We start from the raw sequence: 16526 nt of genomic DNA on the forward strand, positions 1-16526 counted from the left end.
AGGATGCACGACCGCTGGACGCTTCCCTGAATTGTTAGCGATAACACGAACCGATCTTGATCACTTCGGAGGTGGCTTCATGGCCGACGCAGCAGACGACCCGCTCGTGGTGGGGATCGACTTCGGTACCCTTTCCGGCCGCGCGGTGGTGGTCCGGGTGCGCGACGGTGCCGAGCTCGGGACCGGTGTGCACGACTACCGGCACGGGGTGCTCGACCGGGCCCTGCCCGCGACGGGCCGAAACCTGCCGCCCGGGTGGGCGCTCCAGGTCCCCGAGGACTACCTCGACGTGCTGCGCACCGCCGTCCCGGCCGCCATGGCCGACGCCGGGGTGGACCCGGCACGCGTCATCGGCGTCGGCACCGACTTCACCGCCTGCACGATGGTGCCGGTGCAGGCGGACGGCACACCGCTGTGCGACCTGCCCGGGTACGCCGGCGAACCGCACGCCTACGTCAAGCTCTGGCGCCACCACGCCGCCCAGCCGCAGGCCAACCGGATCAACGACCTCGCCCGGCGGCGCGAGGAGAAGTGGCTGCCCCGCTACGGCGGACTGATCTCCTCCGAATGGGAGTTCGCCAAGGGACTCCAGGTCCTCGAGGAGGCCCCGGAGATCTACGCCGCGATGGACCGCTGGGTGGAAGCCGCGGACTGGATCGTCTGGCAACTGACCGGCCGGTACGTGCGCAACGCCTGCACCGCCGGCTACAAGGGAATCCGCCAGGACGGCAGTTACCCGTCACCGGACTTCCTGGCCGAACTCAACCCGGACTTCGCGGACTTCGTGGCCGACAAGCTCGACCAGCCCATCGCCGCACTCGGCGACCGCGCGGGTGGGCTCAGCGCTGCGGCCGCGTCCTGGACGGGCCTGCCCGAGGGCATCGCGGTCGCGGTCGGCAACGTGGACGCCCATGTCACCGCCCCCGCCGCCGGAGCGGTCGGCCCCGGCCAGCTGGTGGCCATCATGGGCACCTCCACCTGCCATGTGATGAGCGGTGACGTGCTGCGCGAGGTGCCCGGCATGTGCGGGGTCGTGGACGGCGGCATCGTCCCCGGCCTGTGGGGCTACGAGGCCGGGCAGAGCGGTGTCGGCGACATCCTCGGCTGGTACGCCGACCATCAGGTCCCGCCGCGCTACCACGAACAGGCCCGTGAACGCGGCATCGGCGTACACGAGTTGCTCACCGAACTGGCCGCCGCCCAGCGCGTCGGCGAGCACGGACTGATCGCGCTGGACTGGCACAGCGGCAACCGCTCCGTCCTGGTGGACCACGAACTGACCGGCGCCGTCCTCGGACAGACCCTGGCGACCCGGGCCGAGGACGTCTACCGGGCGCTGATCGAGGCCACGGCCTTCGGCACCAAGGTGATCGTCGGGGCCTTCCAGGAGGCCGGAGTCCCCGTCACCGAACTGATCGTCGCAGGCGGCCTGCTGCGCAACCCCCTGCTGATGCAGATCTACGCCGACGTCCTGGACATGCCGCTGTCAGTCATCGGCTCCGCCCAGGGCCCGGCCCTGGGCTCGGCGCTGCACGCCGCGGTCGCCGCCGGCGCGCACCCCGACATCCGCGCCGCCGCCGCGGCCATGGGCTCGGTGCGGCGCGCGGAGTACCGGCCGAACCGGGCCGACGCCGAGGCCTACCGGCGGCTGTTCGCCGAATACCTCACGCTGCACGACCACTTCGGCCGGGGTGGCAACGACGTGCTGCGCAGGCTCTCGGCGACCCGCAGGGCCACGACCGGAGCCGGGGCCGGGGCCGGGGCCGAGTAACGACACCGGCAGTCCCGTGCCCGGGGACGGTGACAACGGCCCGGGCATGCCGGGGCCCTCCCGCGAGGCCGTCGCCGGGAGTCCGCACCCGTGGCATGCCGGACCGGAAGGCCGGGCCGGGACGAACCCTGACGGACCTGACCGGGACGGCCCGGAGTGACGGACCGGCATGACGGCCCGGCATGACGGACCGGCATGACGGACCGGCATGACGGACCGGCATGACGGACCGACGGCACGAGCAATGACGACACGACTACGGGCGAGCAGCCCACGAGGGGATCACCGATGACGACCGTCGCCAAACCACAGGTCTGGTTCCTGACCGGCAGTCAGCACCTTTACGGCACCGAGACCCTGGAGCAGGTGGCCGACCAGTCCCGGGCCATCCAGCGGTTGTTGGCCGACTCCGGCCGGATCGGCGCCGAGATCGTATGGCTGCCCGTACTGACCGACTCGGCCGGCATCCGGCAGACCATGGAAGCGGCCAACACGGACCCGGCCTGCGTCGGAGTGATCGCCTGGATGCACACCTTCTCCCCGGCGAAGATGTGGATCTCCGGCCTTGACGCACTGCGCAAACCACTGCTCCACCTGCACACCCAGCTCAACCGGGCGCTGCCCTGGTCCACCATCGACATGGACTTCATGAACCTCAACCAGGCCGCCCACGGCGACCGGGAGTTCGGCTACATCCAGACCCGGGTCGGAGTCGCCCGCAAGACCGTCGCCGGGCATGTGTCCGACCCGCGGGTGGCCGAGCGCATCGGCGGCTGGGTCTCCGCCGCGCTCGGCCACCGGCGGCTGCGCACCCTTCGGGTGGCCCGCTTCGGCGACAACATGCGCGATGTCGCCGTGACCGAGGGCGACAAGGTGGAGGCGGAGCTGCGGTTCGGGGTCAGTGTCAACAGCTACGGCGTCACCGACCTGGCCGAATTGGTGGACGGCGTGGCCGAGTCGGCCATCGACCCGCTCGTGGACGAGTACGCCGAGCTCTACCGGCTCGCACCGGCACTGGCGCGCGGCGGTGAGCGCCACGCATCGCTGCGCTACGCCGCCCGCATCGAAGCGGCCCTGCGCCGGTTCCTGTCCGAAGGCGGCTTCGGCGCCTTCACCACCAACTTCGAGGACCTCGGCGGCCTGCGCCAGCTCCCCGGCCTGGCCGTGCAGCGGCTGATGGCCGAGGGCTACGGCTTCGGCGCCGAAGGCGACTGGAAGACCGCGGCTCTGCTGGCCGCCGCCAAGGCGATGGGCCCCGAGGCCTCCTTCATGGAGGACTACACCTACCACTTCGGTCCCGGAGAGCCGAAGGTGCTGGGCGCGCACATGCTGGAGGTCTGCCCGACGATCGCGGGCGGGCAGCCGTCCTGCGAGATCCACCCGCTGTCCATCGGTGGCCGGGAGGACCCCGTACGACTGGTCTTCGACGCGTCGCCCGGCCCGGCCACCGTCGTCGGCCTGGCCGATCTCGGCGACCGGTTCCGCCTGGTGGCGAACGAGATCGAGGTGACCGCCCCCGACGAGCCGCTGCCCGGCCTGCCGGTGGCCCGGGCGGTGTGGCGGCCGCGTCCGTCGCTGTCCACGTCCGCGGAGTGCTGGCTGACCGCGGGCGGGCCGCACCACACGGTGCTGACCCGCGCCGCATCGGCCGTACTGCGGGACTTCGCCCGCATGACCGACACCGAGCTGGTACTGATCGACGAGGGGACGACCACCGACGACTTCACCGACCGGCTGGCGTGGAACCAGGCCTACCGCCGCCTGGCCCAGGGCCTGTCCTGAGCCGCCCGCCCGCCCCGACAGACGAGGAACAGGCGTGGGGCCACCCGAAGGATGGCCCCACGCCTGTCAAAGATCCGACATCACTGTCGGGACGACAGGATTTGAACCTGCGACCCCTTGACCCCCAGTCAAGTGCGCTACCAAGCTGCGCCACGTCCCGTCGCGCGGTTTCCCGCGCTCACGGAAAAGAACAATACATCACCCCGGACCTGCGCCGTTGCCCCCACCCCGCCACAATCGAAGCGTGACGGAGCAAAGACCGCGGCCGGCCATGGACCGTGACCGCGACACGGAGGGACGCGCGCGCAACGCACGGCCCCGCGACGGGCTCGGCCGGCCGTTGCCCTACGGGGCCGAGGGCGTCGAGCGGCAGCCGGAAGGCGTGGTGCGCTCCCCGCAGGAGACGCTCGACGAGGCACAGGCGCTCCTGGCCGCGGGCAGGCCCTTCCACGCGCACGAGGTCTTCGAGGACGCCTGGAAGTCCGGGCCACAGGACGAGCGGGCGCTGTGGCGGGGGCTGGCCCAGCTCGCCGTGGGCCTGACCCATGCGGCGCGCGGCAACGCGAAGGGCGGTGCGCGGCTGCTGCGCCGGGGCACGCTCGGGCTCGCCGATGCGCCGTACGGGATCGACGGGGCCGGACTGACCGCCTGGGCCGAGGAGTTGGCGGGCCGCGTGGAGCGTGGCGGGCCTGTGAACGCCTCGCGGGAGGCGCCCATGCTGAGGCACCGGCCGGGGCGCGCGGGCCGTACGGCAGACTGACCGGGTGCGAAGCATCCATGTCATAGGAATCGGCGCGGGCGATCCCGAGCATCTGACCCTGCAGGCCGTCAAGGCGCTCAAGGCGACGGACGTCTTCTTCCTGCTCGACAAGGGGGAGGTCAAGGCCGACCTGACCGATCTGCGCCGCGGCATGCTCGACGAGCACCTGCCCGAGGGCTCGTACCGGGTGGTGGCGGCGCGCGACCCGGAGCGGGACCGCAAGGCGAGCGGTGGTGCGTACGCCCCGGCGGTGGACGACTGGCGCTCGCGCCGCGCCGGGATCTACGAGCGGCTGATCACCGAGGAGCTCGGAGAGGACGAGACCGGCGCGTTCCTGGTCTGGGGCGATCCGGCGCTGTACGACAGCACGCTGGGGATCCTGGAGGAGATCCTGGAGCGCGGGCAGGTCGGCTTCACCTACGACGTCGTGCCGGGGATCAGCAGCGTCTCCGCGCTGGTCGCCAAGCACCGCACCGGGCTCAACCGGGTGGCGCGCCCGGTGCAGATCACCACCGGGCGGCGGCTCGCCGAGGGGTTCCCCGAGGGGGTCGACGATGTCGTGGTGATGCTCGACTCCCGGCAGAGCTTCCGGGCGTATGCCGAGGAGGATCTGGAGATCTACTGGGGTGCCTATCTCGGCACGCCGGACGAGATCCTCGTCTCGGGTCCGATCGCCGAAGCGGGGCCGCGGATCGAGGAGTTGCGCGCCGAGGCGCGCGAGCGCAAGGGCTGGATCATGGACACGTATCTGCTGCGCCGCCGCGACTGACACCCGCGTCACCCGGCGGAGCCGGGTGCCGCCACACTCGCCGCCGTGCCCGTCGAATCAGCTCCGACCGCAGTATCAGCCGAGACCGCCGAATCAGCTGAGACCGTCGAGCCAGGCCAGCACACCCTCGACATCGGGCACTGCGCGTACTCCCGCGGGCGGGGGCGGGCGCCGTACGACCACGACGGGCAGCCCCGCCTTCCGTGCCGCCACCAGCTTCGCCGCAGTGGCCTCGCCCCCGCTGTCCTTGGTCACGACGACCTCGATGCGGTGCCTGCGCAGCAGTTCCGCCTCGCCCGCGAGCGTGAACGGGCCGCGGTCGAGCAGTACGTCGGTGTGCGGGGGCAGCGGCGGCTCAGGCGCTTCGACGGACCGTACGAGAAAACTCACGGTGTCCAGGTGCGCGAAGGCGGCGAGGCCGAGCCGCCCCGTGGTCAGGAACGCGCGGCGGCCCAACTGCGGCAGCAGCGAGGCCGCTTCGGACAGCGAGGGCACGTCATGCCATACGTCTTCGGGGCCCGCGCTCCAGCCCGGCCGCCGCAGCGCCACGAGCGGCACCCGGCAGCGCGCGGCCGCTTGTGCGGCGTGCTCGCTCATCGCGGCGGCGAACGGGTGCGTCGCGTCGACCAGGGCGTCGACGCGCTCGGCGCGCAGCCAGGCGCCGAGGCCGTCGGCGCCCCCGAAGCCGCCGGTCCGTACCGCGCCGTCGAGCCTGGCGGGTGCGGTGACCCGGCCGGCGAGGGAGGTCGTCACGCGGAGCTCCGGGCGGGCGGCGAGGGCGGCGGCGAGGGCTCGGGCCTCGGTGGTGCCGCCGAGGATCAGCACGTGGCGCGTCATGACCTGCCCACAGGGTCACGTTCCGTGACGGAACGGTGCGGATACATGGGGAAGCGGAAGGCAGGGAGAGGGGACAGCGCGGGAGAACGGTGCACAAACGCCGCGAGGTCGCCGCCGCTTTCGCGGAGACGACCTCGTGACCTGCGGAAATCTTCCGACATCAGTGTCGGGACGACAGGATTTGAACCTGCGACCCCTTGACCCCCAGTCAAGTGCGCTACCAAGCTGCGCCACGTCCCGATGCTCGCTGACCTGGGCTTTCGCCCCGGCCGAACGTGCACGGAAACAATACCGCACTCGGGGCGGTGCTCGTGAACCCGTTTCTCCGCCCCGGGCGGGCGCCAGGCGACACCGGGCGGCATCCGAGGCCTTCCCTCACCGGCTCCCACGCGCCCCCTCTCACCGATGCGCCCCCTTCACGCCCCCTCGCGCCCTGACACGCCCCCCTGCACCCCCGACCCGCATCCATGACAGAACCGCTCCCACAGCACCGCCCTTCCGGCCAGGCGCCCCCGTTGCGCACCCTCCGGGACGACTGAGGCGCGGGAGTCGCAGGCAGCGCCGCGCGACAGCAGCGTCCGGGCACACAAACCCCGGCACTCCGGACCTACCCCGGCACTCCGCAAGCCCGTCTCAGGATGCGGACCCGGTTTGACGCATTCCTTGCGCCCGGATCCGGACCCGACCGGCGCGACTGTGTCCGAAACCTGTCGGTCGACGGAGGCATTTTGAACGTTCCACGACGACTTCCGGCCGCGGTCCGCCACATGTCGCCGAAAACGTTGCCGCAGGCATGTGGCAGGCGGATGGGCGAGGGGAATGCTCCTGCGTGGACCGGACGGACCGCCACGCCTGCTCCAAACCCATGATTCGTCAACTCCCCGCTTTTGCGCCAAACTTGATAGACGATCTTGAAGCTGCCTCAAGCTTCAACAAGATGGTGTGGTGGTCTGTTCGGAACGGGACCACTTCGCAGAAACCCTGCTCGAACAACCCTGCGAGCAGGCTTTTCACGGAGGAAGGCTCGCGATGGACAGCTACTTCACCAGCAGGCGCCACCACCAGCTCCGCGAACAGGTCAGAGGTTTCGCCGAACGCGAGGTCCGCCCGCGGATCCCGGCCATGGAGGAGTCGCGCACCACTGCGCATGGCATATCCCGTCTCATCGCCCGGCAGGGCTGGCTCGGCGCCACCATCGACCAGGAGTACGGCGGCATGGGCGCCGGGCATGTGGCCAAGACCGTCATCATCGAGGAGCTCTCCCGCGTCAGCGGTGCGATGGGCGCAATGGTGCAGGCCTCCCAGCTCGGGGTGGCCAAGATCGTGCACTTCGGCAGCGACGAGCAGAAGAAGACCTGGCTGCCCGTCGTGGCCTCCGGCGAGTGCATGCCCACGATCGCGGTCACCGAGCCCGATTCGGGCGGGCACGTCCTCGGCATGACGGCCACCGCGGTCAGGGACGGGGACGACTACGTCCTCAACGGCCGGAAGGTGTACGTCGGAAACAGCCACGTCGGCGATCTGCACGGCGTCGTGGTGCGGACCGGACCGGGCTCGAAAGGGCTGACGGCCTTCCTCGTGGAGGCGGACCGCCCCGGCTTCTCGCTGGGCGAGCAGCAGCCGGCGATGGGACTGCACGGCTTCGGATTCGGCGAGCTGATCTTCGACAACTGCCGGGTGCCGGCGGGCAACCGGCTCGGCGACGAGGGCGACGGGCTGTCCGTCGCGTACTCCTCCAGCATCCTCTACGGGCGGGCCAACCTCACCGCCGTATCGCTGGGCATCCACCAGGCCCTCGTGGAGGAGACGGTCCGCTTCTGCGGGGAGCGCGAGCGGTACGGGAAGCCGCTGCACGCGCTGCCCAACGTCAAGATCAAGCTGGGACAGATGCAGTCCCGGCTGATGACCGCCCGGCTCGCGGCCTATCACGCGGTGCATCTGCTCGACCAAGGGGCGGACTGCGACGCCGAGTTGATCAATGCGAAGGTGGTCAACGTGGAGTCGGCGCTCGACTCGGCGCGCAATGCGATGGAGATCCACGCGGCGGCCGGGCTGTTCACCGACCGCCCCATCGAGCGCTACCTGCGCGACGCGCACCACATCTTCGCACCCGCGGGCACCTCCGACATCCAGCTGCTGCGTCTGGCCGAGGTGGCCATGGGCGCGTCGAAGGGCTCCTGGTCGCAGCGGCTCAGCGAGATCGTACGCAAGGAGCCCGCCGATCCCGCGGAGGATCCCTCCTGGACGGAGGGCTCCTGGGGCCAGGTCCCGCAGCAGCGCACGCACTACGCGCGCAATCTCTGAGCCGCGCACGCCGTCGGGCGCACGCCGTCGGGCGCACGCCGTCGGGCGCACGCCATCCGGGAGACGCGCCGCTGAGCGCGCGACGACCGAACGGCCGCGCCGCTCACGGGACCTGCCGCTCCCGGGGCCTGGCGTCCACGGGACCTGCCGCTCCCCCACCGTCCCGCACGGGACACCCGGTGTCCGGCGCGGGCCACCGGTCAGAGGCGGCCATCCTCCCTGCGGTGGATCTGCTCGATCAGCTCCGCGGCCATCGTCTTGATCGTCTCGAGCCCCGCCCTCCCCCAAGGGCGCGGCTCGGTGTCGACGACGCAGATCGTGCCGAGCGCCACGCCCGTACGGTCGAGGAGCGGGGCACCGAGGTAGGAGCGGATGCCGATCTCGTCGACGACGGGGTTGCCCGCGAAGCGCGGGTAGTCGCAGACGTCCTCCAGGACCAGGGCCTTGCGGCGCACCACGACGTGCGGGCAGTAGCCGTGGTCGCGGGCCATGTAGCGGCTCACCCCGGAGTTCGCTGCGGCCGCGCCCAGTTCGGTGCCGGAGTGGCTGCCGGTGGGGGTGTGCAGTCCGGCGAAGAACTGCCGGTTCTCGTCGATGAAGTTGACCATCGAGAACGGCGCCCCGGTGATCTCGGCGAGCCGGTCGGCGAAGGAGTCGAAGATCGGCTCGGGGTGGTCGCCGAGGCCGAGTTCCCGCAGTCGCTGGACGCGGGTCGGCGCCTCCTTGTCGACGGGGGTGAGCAGCAGGTGCCCGGTCGGGTCGTAGGTCATGTCGTGGCTCCAAAGCTCGGCTGAGGGGTGGTCTTGGTGAGCAGATGCTGGACGAGCGTCACCAGGGTCTCGATCCCGGAGGAGGAGATCCTGGCATCGCACAGGACGACCGGTACCTCGGGCCGCAGGTCTATCGCGGCGCGTACCTCTTCGGGCTCGTAGCGGAACCCGCCGTCGAACTCGTTGACCGCGACGACGAAGCCGATGCCCCGGCGTTCGAAGAAGTCGACGGCCGAGAAGCAGTCCTCCAGGCGGCGGGTGTCGGCCAGGACGACCGCGCCGAGCGCGCCCTCGGACAGCTCGTCCCACATGAACCAGAAGCGCTCCTGGCCGGGTGTGCCGAAGAGGTAGAGGACGTTGCGGGCGTCGAGTGTGATCCGGCCGAAGTCCATGGCGACCGTCGTGGTCGTCTTGTCCTCGACCCCTTCGAGGCGGTCGGTGCCGATACTGGCCGCGGTGAGCAGCTCCTCGGTGCTCAGCGGTTCGATCTCGCTGACGGCGCCCACGAACGTCGTCTTGCCGACCCCGAAACCCCCCGCGACGAGGATTTTGAGCGCGGTGGGGAAGGGGTCCTGGGCGAAGGCCTCAGAGCCGTCGTCGTAGGCCATCGAGCACTGCCTCCAATAGCGACCGGTCGGTGGGGTTGTGGGTACGGAACGACGGGGCCTTCGCGGTGAGCGCCCCGCAGTCGACGAGATCCGAGAGGACCACTTTGGTGACCACGGCGGGCAGCCGTAAGTGGGCGGCGACCTCCGCCACCGAGGTGGGCCGGGACCCGATCAGACCGAGGGCATCGGTGTGTTCGGGTCCCATCTGACCGACCGGCAGGGCACCGGTGGTCATCACCATCGAGAGCAGATCAAGGGCGGCGGTCGGCCGGGTGCGTCCATTGCTCACCGTGTAGGGGCGCACCAGGCGGCCGGCCGCGTCGTCGAGCCACGGCCCGTCCTGCGGGGCCGACATGTTCAGAGCCTCGGACCGGACTCGGCGGCCTGTCGTGCGGGTGTCACCAGGTAGGGCCGCACGGATTTCACCAGCATCGCCATCTCGTAGCCGAGGACGGCGGCGTCGGCATCGCGGCCCGCGAGCACGGCGAGGCAGGTGCCGGAGCCCGCGGTGGAGACGAAGAGCAGCGTGGAGGCCAGCTCGACGACGACCTGGCGCACCTCGCCTCCGTCACCGAAGCGGGCGCCTGCGCTGCGGCCCAATGAGTACAGGCCTGAGGCGAGGGCCGCCATATGGTCGGCGCTGTCGGTGTCGAGGCCGTGGACGGATTTCACCAGGCCGTCGGAGGACAGGAGCACCGCGCTGCGGGTGTGCGGCACTCGCTGCACGAGGCCGCTCAACAGCCAGTCGAGATCGGAGACATGGCCGGTCGGCACATCGCTCGCCATGGGGGATCGACTCCTTGGGTTACGGGGGTCATGCGGCGGGATCAGGGAGGTGGCAAAGGCTGCGGAGGCGGCGGGTCCCGCGCGGGTGGCCGGGGCCGGGCGGCTGCCGTGGGACTCGCCTTCGGTGCGCCCTGCGCGGGCCGCGCCGGTGGTGGCGGGTGCGGGGGTCATGAGGTGGGTTCGCTCCCGGGGGTGCGCAGAGCGTCCTCGTGTTCCTGGGTGGATACCTGGGCCGGTTCCTGCGCCGGCTCCTGTGCCTCGGCGAGGCCGATGCCCCGCTGGAACGCGGCCATCAGACCCGGGTCATGACCCACCAGGTGCCCGCTCTCCGAGCGTGCGGCCGGCTCCTCGCGCAGCTGCGGGGCGAGGTGCTCCTGGGCGCGGCGCCTGGGCAGCTGCGGGCGGCCCATGGTGCCGCGTACGGCGCCCTGCACCGGCGGGGGTGAGCTGTGGTGCTCGGTGACCGCGGCGCGTTCCTGGGGCCGGATGCCCGGGACTGCCTCAGCGGGCGTGATGCGGTCGCCGTGGGGGGCTCGCTGTGGAAGCGTGGAACTGCCGTTCAGGCGCGTGTCGTTGGCCAGCTGGGGCGGCGCGCCGGGCGGGGCTTGCTGCGGTGGGGCATCGTGCCGGGGCTGGTGCGGTCCGGCATCGTGCCGGGGCTGCGGCTGGGCCGCGCGCTGCGGTTGCGGCGAGGCGTCCTGCTGCGGCATGCGGTCGCGCTGCTGCTCGGGTACGTGGCCGAGCGACGGGGCCGGGGCGGCGTGGGAGGGGAGCGCGGGCGTCTCGCCGGTGCGCGCCACGGGCTCGGCCAGCGGCTGCCCGGCGGCGCCGCTTTCCTGCGCGGGGGTGAGCTCCGCGCTCCGCGTCGTACGGACGGGCGGCTGCTCTCCGGAGGGCCCCCCGCTCGGGGCCGCCGGCTGCCGGTCGGGCTGCTGTGCGGTGGGCTCGGTGCCGAGCACGCCCTGCGGGAGCACGACGACGGCCTGGATGCCGCCGTAGATGTTCGACTGCAGCCGTACCGCGACGCCGTGCCGCCGGGCGAGGGCGGAGACCACGAAGAGGCCGATCCGGCCGTCCGACAGCAGACTTGCGACGTTGACCTGGTCCGGGTCGGCGAGCAGCGCGTTCATCTTGTTCTGCTCGGTGACCGGCATGCCCAGGCCCCGGTCCTCCACCTCGACCGCGAGGCCGGCCGTGACATGGCTGGCGCGCAGCAGGACCTGGGTGTGCGGGGCGGAGAACACCGTGGCGTTCTCGACGAGTTCGGCGAGCAGGTGGATGACGTCGGCCACGGCGTGCCCGCGCAGGGTGCCGTCGATCGGCGGGACGAGCTTGACGCGCGAGTACTGCTCGACCTCCGCGATGGCGGAGCGCAGGACCTCGGTCATGGTGACCGGGTTGGACCACTGGCGCCGGGAGATGGCACCGCCGAGCACCGCGAGGTTCTCGGCGTGCCGCCGGATGCGGGTGGCGAGGTGGTCGACGTGGAAGAGGCCCTTGAGCAGCTCGGGGTCCTCGACCTCGTTCTCCAGCTCGTCGAGGAGCTGGATCTCGCGGTGGACGAGGGACTGCAGGCGCCGGGCGAGGTTCACGAAGACCTCGACCTTCTGCTCACTGCCCGCGTGGCTGGAGAGCTGGGCGGCCTGGACGACGGAGGTGACCGCCATCTCGTGGGCGCGGCCGAGTTCCTCGGCCAGCTGCTCGAACTCGTCCGGGTCCGGGTTGGGCCGCGGGGGCGCCTTGCGGGGCGGCGGTCCCTCGCCGCGGCGCAGCCGCTCCACCAGCTGGCGCAGATCGGCCTGGCTGCGGGCGCTGGACTTGCGCAGCGAGATGAGCCGCTCCCGGGCGGCCCTGGCCGAGCGCTCGGCGGCGACGGCCGCCGCGGCGACTCCGGCGACGGCCACCAGAGCGGCGCCGGTGAGGACGACCCACAGCTTCGCATCGGGGCTCGCCCCGGTCGAGCGCAGGGTGAACAGGACGGCGGCCGCGCCGCACAGGCTCACCGCGACGGCGGGCAGGACCGCGATCCGCAACAGCTGTCGGCGTATGTGCGTCTCGGGCAGCGAAGGCTGGACGGCGCGGCTCGGCTGCCTGCCGTGCCGCCCGCCCTCACGGCGATCTGCGCGTGCGGCCGGTTCGCGGGGATTCGACATCAGCGTCCTCGGGTGGAATTCGCTTGGGTCCGGAGCAAGTTGTGGAGCGCGCGATGGTGCGACAGGGACCGGTCCGGCTGCCGGAAGGCATGCGGACGGGTGCGATGTGGCAGCACCGCACGGCCGCCGCGCGCGGGCACTGGCTTGCGTCCGGCGCGTAGATCGGCGAACACACACGGTAGCCGTGGATGCATCACGTGCACCGTGCAGTTGCAAAAGTCGAGCGAACCTCACCGAGCTCTGCTATGGGAGTTCGGACTGGTGAACGAAGGTATGCGAGGTGCGTTCGCCTGGTTAACCGGAGTCTCACGCGCCACACCCTCTCATCCCGCGGCACCGATCCCCAACTTGCCCCCGGACGAAGCCGGTTGCACCGAGCGCACAGGTGCGATTCCGGCCACCCCACCGGCCTGGTGCCGCCAGCGGTGGCACCGGTGCCACCGCTGGCGGCGGCCCGGGCGCGGTCTCGGCCGCTGCGCGTGCGACCGACCGGGCTGAGGCCTCCGCGAGGCGTGCGACCGGTCCCGGTGGGAAACTGATCCTGGGACTCGGGCCGAGGAGCGCCGATGCGGGACCGGCTTCGACTGGCCGAACTGCTGGCCGCCCTGTCGGTTGCCACCGATCTCGGGATGGGGCAGCCGCCGGAGAAGGCGGTCCGCTCGTGCCTGCTCGCCACAGGTCTCGCGCGATCGCTCCGACTGCCCGGGACGCAGGTGGGAGACGTGTACTACGCCGCGCTGCTGCGGCATCTCGGCTGCACCGCCACCGCCTCCGTCGAGGCCCGCCTGTACGGGGGCGACGAACTGGTGTCACGAGCGGCCGCCGAACCGGCGGACTTCGGCCGCGCCGACGAGATGCTGGCGCTGATGCTCGGCACGGGGCGGGGCACAGGGCTGCGCAGGCCCGCCCTGATCGCACGGAGTGCGGTGGGCGACCTGCGGCACGGAAAGACCGTCTTCCGGTCCGTCTGCGAGGCCGCCGCACTGCTCGCGCGGCGGCTCGGCATGGCGCAGGAGGTGGAGGACAGCCTGTACCAGCAGTTCGAGCGCTGGGACGGCAGAGGGGCGCCGCGGCGGCTGGCCGGGGAGGAGATCTCGCCGGCGGCGCGAATCGGTGAAGTCGCCACCCAGGCCGTCCTGTTCCATCGCACAGGCGGACCGGACGCCGCCCTGGCCATGGTGGAACGGCGGGCCGGGGGATGGTTCGACCCGTCGGTCGCGGCGGCGTTCCGCGTGCACGGTGCCGGGCTGCTGGCCGAGATCGACGCCGGGGACCCGTGGGCGGCCGTCCTTGAGACCGAGCCTTCGCCCGAGCGGTATATCGCCCGTGCGGAGCTGGACCGGGTGGCGCGGGCTTTCGGGGACATGGTCGATCTCAAGGCTCCGTACACCCTGGGACATTCGGCCGGGGTGGCCGAGCTGGCCGACGGCGCGGCACACACGCTCGGCCTGTCCGACGCTGTCGTGGCGGACCTGCGGGTGGCCGCCTTCCTGCACGACCTGGGCCGCGTAGCCGTATCGAGCGGGATCTGGGACAAAACCGGCCCCCTGACCCGGCACGATCACGAGCAGATCCGTCTTCACCCGTACCGCACCGAGCGGATTCTGGCCTGCTCGCCACTGCTGGAACCGCTGGGACGGATGGCGGGCCTCCACCACGAGCGCCTGGACGGCAGCGGCTACCACCACGGACTCACCGCACCCGCGCTTCCCCTGCTGGCCCGAGTGCTCGCCGCCGCCGACACCTTCCAGAGCGCCACCCAGGACCGGCCCCACCGGCCCGCCCGGTCGCCGGCCGAGGCGGCGGAGCTGCTGACCCGGGAAGCGGCAGCCGGCCGGCTCGACGCGGACTGCGTGGGCGCCGTCGTCGTCGCCGCCGGGCAGGCACCGGGGCACCCCAGGCCCCGGCGGCCGGCGGGCCTCACCGACCGGGAGGTCGACGTCATCCGGCTGCTGGCCCGCGGCCGGTCCAACAAAGAGATCGCAAACCGGCTCGTCATCTCGCGCCGCACCGCCGAACACCACGTCCAGCACATCTACGACAAGATCGGCCACTCCACCCGCGCCGCCGCCGCGCTCTTCGCCATGGAACACGACCTGCTGCGCGGGTGAGGCATCCCGGTCACGCTGCCACGAGCTGCCGGACGAGCGCCGCCACCATCGCGGGGTCGGTCCGGTGCGCGATGTGCGCATGCCCGTCGAGGACGTGGATCCGGGCCCCCGGAAGGGCCTCCGCCGCCGCCTTCGCCGCCCGCTTCAGTGACGGCGGGCTCTCGGTCCCGGACAGCACGGTCGTCTCCGCCGTGACCGCGTCGAAGCCGCCGGGCCGGTAGACCCAGCTCTCCTCCGCCAGGGCCTCCCGGGCCACAGTGCGTGCCACCGCCACCCGACGGGCCCATTCCGGGCCGTCCCGCACGGCGTCGATCTGCTCGTCGGTGAACTCGAGCACGTCCCGGAGCGTCAGGATGATCGCGGCCTCGTCGTCGCCCCGGGCGACGGCCTGTTCGACCTGCGCGATCCACCCCTCCGGGTAGTCCAGGCCGAGACTCGGCTCGTAGAGGATCAGCTGACGCACCCGGTCCGTCAGCGTGGCCGCGCCCATCGCGACGCTCGCCCCGTAGGAGTGGCCCCAGAGCGCCACCGGACCGCCCGTACGCTCGGCGACCGCGTCGACCACCGCGGCCACGTCCTCGAACTCGCGCTCGATCGCGTAGGCGGGCCCGCCCTGCTCGCCATCGCCGCTGGCACCGAACCCCCTGCGGTCCACGGCGTACGTGGTGAGGTCTGCGCGCAGTTCCGCCACGAGTGCCGCGGAGATCGTGTGGTCCTGCAGAGACCCGTGCACCATCACCAGCGGCGGCCCCGCCCCCTCGACCCACACCGCGATCCGTGTCCCGTCGGGCGCCCGTACTTCCAGACTCTCCACGGCCCCGCCCCGGCGTGTGTCATGTCGCCCGGTGAACGCCAGGAGTTCCTTGACGTACGCTTCCGGATGCGTGACGTGCGGAATGTGGCCCGCACCGTGGAAGACGGCCTTCTCGGCCTGTGGCAGCAGCTCCGCCAGCCGTTTCAGTACCGGTGTGTACAGGGCCGGGCTGCGGTCCCCGGAGGTGATCAGGACCGGCCCGTCGTACCGGGCCAGCGCGCTCTCGTCGATGGTCCAGGCGTCGGGGGAACGCAGCTCGTCCAGGTACGTGGGGGCATTCGTGACGAGCGTTTGCCGCAGCGCCTCGGGCATCGCGGCCCAGCTGCCCGGCCCCAGTGCCACCGCGTCCACGAACAGTTCCGCCGCACCCTCGTGGTCACCGGTCGAGATCAGCCGCTCGACCTCGGCCAGCGGCCCGCGCTCGATGGCCTCGTACGCGGCTTCCTCGGGGCTGCCCGCCGGAATCAGGGAGAACACCGGCGGTTCGTGGACGACGATCCCGCGCAGCAGTTCCGGCCGGGCCGCAGCCAGGCGCAGCGTGATGAACGCGCCCGCGGAGTTCCCCGCGACCCACGCCGGCGCCGGGCCGAGCCGCTCGATCAGCGCGGCGAGATCGTCCACGTCCTGCGCGAAACTGCCCTGCCCCGCGCTGCCCCCGCTGTCGCTGTGCCCTCTGCGGTCGTACGTGACGACACGGAACCCCGGCGCCAGGCCGGGCACGACCATGTCCCAGTTGTGGTGCGAACCCCAGCTGCCGTGCACGAACACGAGCGGAACACTGCCCCGGCCCGTCCTCTCGTGGGCGATCCGCACCCCGTTGACCTCGGTGTACTCGATCGGACCCGCCGTTGTGGCGGCGTCCTCGGCGATGCGTGACATGTCAACCGCTCCCTTCTCCGAAGCAACCTTCGAAGCACCTTCGAAGCAGGTCACCAGCATTGTTCGCGGAGCAGGGCCGGCGCATCGGCAGATCTACCCATCTCGGAGGCGCCGCGCAGCCGTTGTCGCAGGTGTTCGCCGAGGAATCGACGGACCGGGCCCGAGTTCGCCCCAGGAGTACG

General features: G+C 71.9%; 13 protein-coding genes and 2 tRNA genes. 6 read left to right on the forward strand and 9 right to left on the reverse strand.

All coding sequences use genetic code 11. The features are described from left to right. The first annotated feature begins 79 nt into the window (after positions 1–79). Complete coding sequence (araB, locus tag ACLF6P_RS25975) at positions 80–1771, forward strand: ribulokinase (RefSeq protein ID WP_415953427.1); 1692 nt, start codon at positions 80–82, stop codon at positions 1769–1771. A gap of 288 nt (positions 1772–2059) precedes the next feature. Next, on the forward strand, positions 2060–3553 hold the full coding sequence (gene araA, locus ACLF6P_RS25980) for an L-arabinose isomerase (protein WP_415953429.1): 1494 nt from the start codon (positions 2060–2062) through the stop codon (positions 3551–3553). An 86-nt stretch (positions 3554–3639) separates the two neighbouring features. On the opposite strand, the gene ACLF6P_RS25985 is transcribed toward araA, so the two are convergent. Then, positions 3640–3713: transfer RNA gene (locus ACLF6P_RS25985), tRNA-Pro, on the reverse strand. A gap of 111 nt (positions 3714–3824) precedes the next feature. On the opposite strand from ACLF6P_RS25985, the gene ACLF6P_RS25990 reads away from it, so the two are divergent. Both ACLF6P_RS25990 and cobF read left to right on the forward strand, forming a co-directional pair. Continuing rightward, complete coding sequence (locus tag ACLF6P_RS25990) at positions 3825–4313, forward strand: DUF309 domain-containing protein (protein ID WP_415953759.1); 489 nt, start codon at positions 3825–3827, stop codon at positions 4311–4313. 4 nt (positions 4314–4317) lie between these two features. Next, a complete protein-coding gene (gene cobF, locus ACLF6P_RS25995; protein ID WP_415953431.1) occupies positions 4318–5082 on the forward strand; it encodes a precorrin-6A synthase (deacetylating) in 765 nt (254 codons plus the stop codon). A 93-nt stretch (positions 5083–5175) separates the two neighbouring features. Here the strand turns inward: cobF and ACLF6P_RS26000 are convergent, their stop codons facing one another. Together ACLF6P_RS26000 and ACLF6P_RS26005 are read right to left on the reverse strand one after the other, a co-directional pair. Next, positions 5176–5919, reverse strand: a complete 744-nt coding sequence (locus ACLF6P_RS26000) for a cobalt-precorrin-6A reductase (protein ID WP_415953433.1) — start codon at positions 5917–5919, stop codon at positions 5176–5178. A 166-nt stretch (positions 5920–6085) separates the two neighbouring features. Next, positions 6086–6159, reverse strand: a tRNA-Pro gene (locus tag ACLF6P_RS26005). Between the two features lie 789 nt (positions 6160–6948). On the opposite strand from ACLF6P_RS26005, the gene ACLF6P_RS26010 reads away from it, so the two are divergent. After that, entirely contained in the window at positions 6949–8223 is a 1275-nt protein-coding gene (locus tag ACLF6P_RS26010; RefSeq protein WP_415953435.1) for an acyl-CoA dehydrogenase family protein, read from the forward strand. A 200-nt stretch (positions 8224–8423) separates the two neighbouring features. Here ACLF6P_RS26010 and ACLF6P_RS26015 read toward each other — a convergent pair whose 3' ends face one another. From ACLF6P_RS26015 to ACLF6P_RS26035, 5 genes are all read right to left on the reverse strand, one after another. After that, the gene (locus ACLF6P_RS26015) at positions 8424–8993 is read right to left on the reverse strand and encodes a GAF domain-containing protein (protein WP_415953437.1); all 570 of its coding nucleotides are present in this window, start codon (positions 8991–8993) and stop codon (positions 8424–8426) included. Further along, entirely contained in the window at positions 8990–9601 is a 612-nt protein-coding gene (locus tag ACLF6P_RS26020) for a GTP-binding protein (RefSeq protein ID WP_415953439.1), read from the reverse strand. The genes ACLF6P_RS26015 and ACLF6P_RS26020 overlap by 4 nt, the downstream gene beginning before the upstream one ends. Further along, positions 9579–9956 carry a DUF742 domain-containing protein gene (locus tag ACLF6P_RS26025; RefSeq protein ID WP_415953441.1) on the reverse strand — a complete coding sequence of 126 codons (378 nt, stop codon included), beginning with the start codon at positions 9954–9956 and terminating at the stop codon, positions 9579–9581. The genes ACLF6P_RS26020 and ACLF6P_RS26025 overlap by 23 nt, the downstream gene beginning before the upstream one ends. Before the next feature lie 2 nt (positions 9957–9958). Further along, the gene (locus ACLF6P_RS26030) at positions 9959–10387 is read right to left on the reverse strand and encodes a roadblock/LC7 domain-containing protein (protein WP_415953443.1); all 429 of its coding nucleotides are present in this window, start codon (positions 10385–10387) and stop codon (positions 9959–9961) included. A 167-nt stretch (positions 10388–10554) separates the two neighbouring features. Beyond that, positions 10555–12540, reverse strand: coding sequence for an ATP-binding protein (locus ACLF6P_RS26035; RefSeq protein WP_415953445.1), 1986 nt, complete (start codon positions 12538–12540; stop codon positions 10555–10557). A 566-nt stretch (positions 12541–13106) separates the two neighbouring features. Between ACLF6P_RS26035 and ACLF6P_RS26040 the strand changes: the two genes are divergently transcribed. Beyond that, the gene (locus ACLF6P_RS26040) at positions 13107–14651 is read left to right on the forward strand and encodes an HD domain-containing phosphohydrolase (protein WP_415953447.1); all 1545 of its coding nucleotides are present in this window, start codon (positions 13107–13109) and stop codon (positions 14649–14651) included. Positions 14652–14661: 10 nt separating this feature from the next. Here the strand turns inward: ACLF6P_RS26040 and ACLF6P_RS26045 are convergent, their stop codons facing one another. Then, the gene (locus ACLF6P_RS26045) at positions 14662–16344 is read right to left on the reverse strand and encodes an alpha/beta fold hydrolase (RefSeq protein WP_415953448.1); all 1683 of its coding nucleotides are present in this window, start codon (positions 16342–16344) and stop codon (positions 14662–14664) included. Between the last annotated feature and the right edge of the window lie 182 nt (positions 16345–16526).

The sequence above is a fragment of the Streptomyces lothianensis genome (assembly GCF_047779955.1).
Classification (GTDB): Bacteria; Actinomycetota; Actinomycetes; order Streptomycetales; family Streptomycetaceae; genus Streptomyces.